General features: G+C 70.6%; 7 protein-coding genes and 2 pseudogenes. 4 read left to right on the top strand and 5 right to left on the bottom strand.

What is annotated here, in order from left to right; genetic code table 11:
* From ACIBL4_RS39515 to ACIBL4_RS39495, 5 genes are all read right to left on the bottom strand, one after another.
* A partial coding sequence (locus ACIBL4_RS39515; protein WP_399416678.1) for a hypothetical protein occupies positions 1–571 on the bottom strand: 571 nt, incomplete at its 3' end.
* On the bottom strand, positions 568–1878 hold the full coding sequence (locus ACIBL4_RS39510) for a hypothetical protein (protein ID WP_399416676.1): 1311 nt from the start codon (positions 1876–1878) through the stop codon (positions 568–570). The genes ACIBL4_RS39515 and ACIBL4_RS39510, both read right to left, overlap by 4 nt.
* Positions 1875–2669 (bottom strand): ABC transporter ATP-binding protein, encoded by a 795-nt coding sequence (locus ACIBL4_RS39505; RefSeq protein ID WP_399416675.1) that lies wholly within the window; start codon positions 2667–2669, stop codon positions 1875–1877. The genes ACIBL4_RS39510 and ACIBL4_RS39505 overlap by 4 nt, the downstream gene beginning before the upstream one ends.
* A 32-nt stretch (positions 2670–2701) precedes the next feature.
* Positions 2702–3502 (bottom strand): hypothetical protein, encoded by an 801-nt coding sequence (locus ACIBL4_RS39500; protein ID WP_399416674.1) that lies wholly within the window; start codon positions 3500–3502, stop codon positions 2702–2704.
* The gene (locus ACIBL4_RS39495) at positions 3499–4038 is read right to left on the bottom strand and encodes an RNA polymerase sigma factor (RefSeq protein WP_356098770.1); all 540 of its coding nucleotides are present in this window, start codon (positions 4036–4038) and stop codon (positions 3499–3501) included. Before ACIBL4_RS39495 ends, ACIBL4_RS39500 begins: the two co-directional genes overlap by 4 nt.
* A gap of 212 nt (positions 4039–4250) precedes the next feature.
* Between ACIBL4_RS39495 and ACIBL4_RS39490 the strand changes: the two genes are divergently transcribed.
* The 4 genes and pseudogenes from ACIBL4_RS39490 (at position 4251) to ACIBL4_RS39475 (ending at position 6432) form a co-directional block, all read left to right on the top strand.
* Positions 4251–4526, top strand: coding sequence for a transposase family protein (locus ACIBL4_RS39490; RefSeq protein ID WP_399416673.1), 276 nt, complete (start codon positions 4251–4253; stop codon positions 4524–4526).
* An 86-nt stretch (positions 4527–4612) separates the two neighbouring features.
* Positions 4613–4882, top strand: a pseudogene (locus ACIBL4_RS39485) (WYL domain-containing protein); the annotation flags it as partial.
* Position 4883: 1 nt separating this feature from the next.
* Positions 4884–5342, top strand: a pseudogene (locus ACIBL4_RS39480) (TetR/AcrR family transcriptional regulator C-terminal domain-containing protein); the annotation flags it as partial.
* A gap of 88 nt (positions 5343–5430) precedes the next feature.
* Entirely contained in the window at positions 5431–6432 is a 1002-nt protein-coding gene (locus tag ACIBL4_RS39475; protein ID WP_399416672.1) for a hypothetical protein, read from the top strand.
* Positions 6433–6582: the final 150 nt, after the last annotated feature.

Raw genomic sequence — 6582 nt, 5'->3', positions numbered from 1 at the left:
TACGTGGGCCTCGGCTGACGTAGGCGGCGGTTCCGGCGACGGTGAGTACCGCTGCGACCACGGCCGCGGGTCGGCTGTCGGAGGCCTGTGTCTGCCAGGTCAGCGCTTCCCCCGCGGTGCCCATGCCCGGGAACGCCGCCGCGCCGAGCGTCCACCCGAGAGGCAGGAACCACGAGTGAGCGGTGCCGACCGTGGCCGTCCCCAGGGCGGTCAGGCCCAGCAGGCCGGACGCGTCGCGGACGACACATCCGAACGGCCCGAACCGCGTGCCGGTGAGCACTGTGGCCAGCAGCAACATGAGTACGCATCCCAGGGCCGTGGCCAGGTGGGACATCCGCAGCCATCCCCACGGCCTCGCCGCCGTGCCGTCCAGGGTGTCGTCGGGGCCTGAGAGCGTGGTGGTGGCGACGGCTACCAGGAGCAGGACCGTCAGGGCGAGTACGGTGCTGCTCACCTCGCCCTTGACGCTGAAGGCCGTCGCCAGCAGCCACGCGATGGCGGTGCCCGCGCCGGCCGCGCCGAGAGCCGCCGGCACCTGGCGTGAGCGGACGTAGAGCGTCAGTCCTGTCATCGGGCGCCTCCGCTCAGGAGGCCGGTGGTGTCCTGGCACTTCCGGGCGGCCTGATAGACGGCGATAACCCGGGCTTCGGCCTCGGCTCGCGGCAGTGCCTGCAGTCCCTTCCAGAGCTTGACGGCGTCCGGGTCATCGAATTCGAGGCCATCGGGACCGGCGGTCGGCTCCCGGTCGAGCAGCCAGTAGGCCGCAGCGGTGGCGACCGTGAAGTTCCGGTTGTCTCCGCATCTGAGAGGGCTGGTGAACACTCCGGTGAGCATCGTCGGTTCGAGCCGTCCCGGGTGGGCGAGGTGACCGTGCTTGTCGACCGTGATACTCATCAGCGCGGTGTCGGCCCGCGGCCTCGGTGACGTAGGAGGAGAGAACGTGGAGGTGTCCTCATGTGCCTCGACGATTGATGTTTTCGTCAGGAGTTCCAATGCGTGCCGGGCCTTGGGGGTTACCTCGGGCAGCAACCCTTCGTGTGCCCGGCTGACGCAGACCCGCGGGGTGTCGTCGGTGCACACCAGTTCCTGTGCGACCGGATCGAGCGTCCCTTGGTCGTAGGCATCGCCGGTCGGCACCACCAGGGCCGTGGCCGTGGCCCCGATGGCCAGCGGCAGCAGCGCGGCGAACGCGAACTTACGGTTCTGGACGGCGAAGAGCACGACGCCGGCCACCGCGACCGCGGCCGTCCAGAGTGCCTGGGCGGCGCTGACTCCGCCGTCGACGGTGTCGTAGTCGCTGAACATGCTCACCCCCATGGCCGGGGAGAACGCCGCCGTGAATCCGCCGTCCGGAAGGGCGTGGGGCGCGAGGATCATTAGCGCGAAGCCGATCACGGCCAGCGCGGGTGCGGTGGCGAGCGCCGGCACCAGGCGTCCGACGGCCAACCCGAGCCAGACCGAGGCGATCATCGCGACCAGCCCGACGGCCACGACGAAAAACGCGGCCGGCGGCAGGTAGCGCGCCGTGTCGGCGATCCGTGGTGCCGCCGCGAGGAGCGTGACCAGGTAGGCGACGAGCACCGCCAGGGCCGTCGTGGCCAGGATCGGCACCACGCGCTGCGGTCTCGGGCGGGGCACGGCGGCGAGCAGTTCGGCGATGTTCGCCCGGTGCTCGCGATAGGACTGCCAGGCGCCGGCGGCCATCGCAAGGGGCGAGAGAACCGCGAGGTATTCGCGCTGCGTCATGGCCAGCGCCATCCACCCCGTGGACCATCGCCCCGCGGTGGCGTGGAGGACGATCGTGCCGGCGACGGCGATCAGGAGCGCGGCGCCAAGGGCGGCCGAGCGCCGGAGCTCGATGCCGAGGATGCGGTTCATACGTTGCTCCGGTGCCGGCGCAGGAGTGCGGAGTAGCCGCGCTCCGCAGGGCTGTCGCCCGCGTCGCCCTGCCCACCGCGGGCGATCAGGTCGTCGGGGGTGCCCTGGAAGAGGACTCGGCCTTCGTTCATGAGGATGACGTCGGTGCAGGCAGCGACGACGTCCTCGACGAGGTGGGTGGAGACCAGCACACAGCTGTCGGCGCCGAGGTCACGCAGCAGGTCGCGGAAGTCGAGACGTTGTTCGGGGTCGAGGCCGACGGTGGGCTCGTCGAGCAGTAGCAGTTCGGGGTCGTTCACGATGGACTGGGCGATGCCGGCCCGGCGCAGCATGCCGCCGGACAGCGTCTTCATCGTGGCGTCGGCCTTGGTGGTGAGACCCACCCGGTCGATCGCGCGTTGTACGGCGTCGGGTATCGCGGTTTTGGGCATTTCCTTGAGCCAGGCCATGTACGCGACGAACTCGCGGACGGTGAACCGCGGGTAGAAGCCGAACTGCTGCGGCAGATACCCCAGTTTGCGACGCCCCTCCCGCAGGTCGGCACGGCCGTCCACCTGCGCGCCGAGCAGCGTCAATGAGCCGCTGGCGGGCTTGACGACGGTGGACAGCGCGCGCATCAGCGTGGTCTTGCCGGCGCCGTTCGGGCCGAGCACACCGTGAACGCCGGCAGTCAGCGTCAAGTCGAGTCCGTCGACGGCCAGGTGCCGGCCGGCCCGGACACGCAGTTCTTTTGCGTGGACGAGCCAGGGATGAAGGGTGGGAGCCGTTTCGGCAGCACGCACCGCTCGCATGGGTCTCTCCTGTCGATCCTGTTGATGGGGGGTCAGTTGCCACTGGTCAGGCGGCGGAAATGCGTGGCGGCGAGCGGTGTGATCGCGGCAAGGGCCACGGTGGCCACCACCCAGTCGGCGGTGCTGCCCGGCTGAAGTACCGGGGACAGGGACTGGGCCGCCACACTCGGCAGCAGGACTGCCGCGGACCAGACCACCGCGAGTCCGATCGCCGCGCGCCGTACGCCGATGAGGGCGCCGAGCACGAGGGTGGCGCCCGTGAACGCCAGGCACGGCAGCAGGGTGAGGGCCAGCGAGGTTCCGGTGCTCACACCCGCCACCAGCAATGCCGGAAGCACGACGACGAGCACCGCGAGCGTCCGCCGCAGCACCATGGCCAGGCCGGCTGCCGGTGTGGTGGCGATGAGTTCCCAGGCGGGGTCGATCCGCCGGCTCCAGGCCACCGCGACGCCGGGCAGCGGAGCCACCGGGGCCAGCAGCAGCACGAGCGATGGAAGGCTCGGCTCGGCGGAGTCCAGGAGTACGCCACAGCCCAGCACCGCGACGGTCACGGTGAGCCAGGGCAGCAGCGTCCACGCGAGCCAGCGTCGGTGCACGGCCGCTGCCGGTGTGCATCGCCGGGTCGGCGACGGGCTCGCTTCGATCGCCTGGCCGAGCGAGACGGCGACACGGTCGAGCAGATCCGTCGTGGCCGGGGTGGCCTTGGCGGCCAGTGACTCACGGCAGTGGGCGCACGCGTCGAGATGGACCTCGATCGACCAGAGCGCGGCGTCGTCGAGTCCGTGCCCGCCGTCCGCGTAGCGGGCCAGGATCGTGGTGGTGGGATGAGTCATGAGAGCGCCTTCCGCAACGCGATCCGAGCCCGCCGCGCGCGGGTTTTCACCGTGCCCTCCGGCATACCGAGCAGCACCGCCGTCTGACGGACCGACAGGTCGTCGAGCACCATCGCCTGCAGCACCTGTCGCAACTCCGGTGGCAGCCGCAGCAGCGCCTGTTCGAAGTTCTGGTCGACGCGGTTCGCCATCACCTCGTCCTCGGCGGCTGGCGCGGTCGTATCGAGCAGGGCAACCGTCGGCACCCGCTCCTGCCGGGCACGTCGGCGGAACGCGTCGACGAGACGGTTCGCGGCGATCGCCCAGAGCCAGCCGACCGCACTGCCCTCGGTCACGGAGCCCGCATAGCTGCCGGCCGCACGCCAGACCGCCAGATAAGTCTCCTGGAGCACGTCGGCGACGACGTCGTCGTCGGCGCAGCGGCGGCGGAGCCGCACCGCCAACCAGGGCGAAGTACGCCGATACAACTCGTCGAACGCTGCCCGGTCACCACCGGCGACGCGACGCACGAGTTCTGCCTCGTCGAGGTCTGCCATCCCTTTCACGATCAGCGAGACGAAACGACCGTCCATTCAGGTTCTCGGACGCTTCGGCGGCTACCGAAAGCAACAGCGCTTTACGCCGAGCGCGAGGTCGTCCACATCGCCGACCGGCCCGAATCGCACCGTGGGCAGCTGCCCTGGATCGCCTCGCGTACGCGGGCCCCGCGCTCGCTGGCGTCGTTACCGGCGCCAAGTCGACCCTCACTGTGCACGGGTTCGCCGGAGTCGTCGGTCTCGACGACAGCGCCCCCGACGCCGACCCGGCCGTGATCACCGGTTACAAGGCCGCCCGGAACCGCCCATTGACCCGCGGTCAGAAACCGTCGAACAAGGCCCTCGCCGCTGTCCGAGCACCGGTCGAGCACGGCTTCGCCCACCTCAGGAACTGGCGGGTGGTCGGCAAGATCCGCAGCGACCGGAAGTGGGCGACCGCCCTGGTGCGGGCCCTGCTGGTGCTGACAAACCGCGAAGTCTCCCGGTGACGGATGATCTACGCCGAAGTCATCCGCCCACGATCAGGACGAGCACTCCGGCCCCCGCCCACACCAGACCCCTGACCAGCAACTTCACGATGCACAGTGCTCAGTGGCGCACGGTGGACCCGATCGGCCTGGTGACCGTATGCGACCGGGTCTACCTGCTGGCCACGAGGTCCGGCGCGGACCGCACCTACCGGCTGTCGCGCGTGCTGGCCGCGGCAGAACTCCCCGAACCGGCACAGCGACCCAACCAGGTCGACCTGGATTGGATCTGGCGGGAACGCTCCGCGCGGTTTCTCTCCTGCCGAGACCACATCACCGTGCTGGTACGGGTGGACCCGGCGCGGCGGGAGGACCTCGGACGGCTACCGCGCCGAGGGCGACTGGAAGCAGCGCATCACCGCCCTGGCCCTGCGCGTGCGGGAGGCGTTCGGCCGGCAGCCCCAGCTCGCCGCGGTCTGGGGACGCTACGCGTCAAGCGGTGCCGGTTCCCGGCTGGTCATGGAAGAGGTGCTGCAAGCCCTGCGCGCTTCCGGCCTGCCCGACGAGGAGATCCCGGCGCGCTACCACCGGCTCGCCGTCCTCATCGCGGCCTTGATCGCCTCCGAGGCCGGCGTCAGCACCATCACCCCCGAGGAGCACGAACAGGGCATGGAGCTGTTCCGCGTCGCGGTACTCGGCGCCGACCCGGAACGCTTCCCCGCCCTGGCCCACTTCGCCCGCGAGGTCCGCCCCCTCGGTGCGGACCGCAGCGCCGCGTTCGAGGAGATCCTCGCCGCCCAACTCGCCGACATCGAGGCCGCACTTCGCCGCAGTTAGCCCTTCGACACCGCCGCCACGCAGAGCCACGCTATGTTCGGGACGCTGTGCCGCCATCGGGCGGTGAGTTCGCGTACGAGGAGGCGCCGTGGCGGTCCTGCTGTACTACCCGCTCGTGAAGCCGCCGACGGAGATCCTGCACCAGGCGCTGCTGTATTGGGACGGCATCGCGTCCATCGTGCCGCAGGACCGCCGGGAATACGACGTCGCCGTGCCCGCGGAACTGCACGAGCTCCAGGAGCGGCGCCTGTACACGCCCGTCACCTTCGAGCTGGGCGATATGGAGGAACTGGACGACCCTGACTGGCGCCGTGACCGCGGCCAGGCTTCCCGCGTTCTGCTGCAGGAGCTGCGCAGGATGGCCGTCCCCCCGAACCGCCACCAGCTGTCCTTCCCGGACGCGTACCTCTACGGTTCGAAGATGAGTCATTGGCTGGAGCGGGAACTCCTCTCACTTCGCCTGGCCCGGCCGTACCAGGGGGACTACTGGAGCCTCGTCGTCCCGCAGGAAGTCCAGCAACTGGTCATCGGCACCCTGGCCCGCGAGATCGCCGCCGGCCGTCGGGTCTCGTACGTTCCCTGTACCGACCGCGTGGACGCGCACGCGTGGGCCCTGCGTCCCGCCGGCGAGGACCGGCTGCCCGCCTGGGAACTGGAGCTCGGCAAGCTCCTGCCCCTGCCCGTCCCCGGCACCCCGATCGCCGACGTCGTCGCCTTCCGCGAGAGATACGCCGACGAGCGGAACCGCCTGATGCGGGCTCTGCACCGCATGCTCGGGGACCTCCGCCGCGACGACGAGCACCCCGCCGACGTCCTGGCCCAGTTGCGCCGGGAGATCGAGGAGTCCGTCGCCGACTACCGGGCCGCCGCCAGGAGCAGCCGGATGGCATGGGTCGAGCGGTCCGTCATGGTGACCCTGGCCCTCGCGGCCGCTGCCGGAGGCGTGGTGCAGCCTGGCCTGACCTGGGTGCTCGGAGCGGTGGGCGGCTACGCGCTGAACGTGGCCACCCGCGAGATCCGCCCGCTCAGCAGGGCCCGCCGGGACCACGACTTCAGCTACCTGCACCGGGTTGGGGAAACCCTGACCTGAGCACGCGCGGGGGCGGCGTCACTCCGCACCGGCTCTCCGTCCGGACATGTCCGTTCCACCGGATGCCGGACCACCCCGTGTGAGCGGGTGGGCAACGTGGGACCGATCCTGCATGCGCAACGTGATCACCGGTGACGACGGGCCGTGGTC

The sequence above is a fragment of the Streptomyces sp. NPDC050416 genome (genome assembly GCF_044458845.1).
GTDB lineage: Bacteria > Actinomycetota > Actinomycetes > Streptomycetales > Streptomycetaceae > Streptomyces.
Note: the sequence above shows the minus strand (reverse complement) of the source record. Positions and strands in the feature narration are given on the sequence as shown.

Excerpts from the sequence above, each read along its gene's own strand:
- ACIBL4_RS39510 (WP_399416676.1), bottom strand. The coding sequence starts at position 1,878 with ATGAACCGCATCCTCGGCATCGAGCTCCGGCGCTCGGCCGCCCTTGGC.
- ACIBL4_RS39505 (WP_399416675.1), bottom strand. The coding sequence starts at position 2,669 with ATGCGAGCGGTGCGTGCTGCCGAAACGGCTCCCACCCTTCATCCCTGG.
- ACIBL4_RS39500 (WP_399416674.1), bottom strand. The coding sequence starts at position 3,502 with ATGACTCATCCCACCACCACGATCCTGGCCCGCTACGCGGACGGCGGG.
- ACIBL4_RS39495 (WP_356098770.1), bottom strand. The coding sequence starts at position 4,038 with ATGGCAGACCTCGACGAGGCAGAACTCGTGCGTCGCGTCGCCGGTGGT.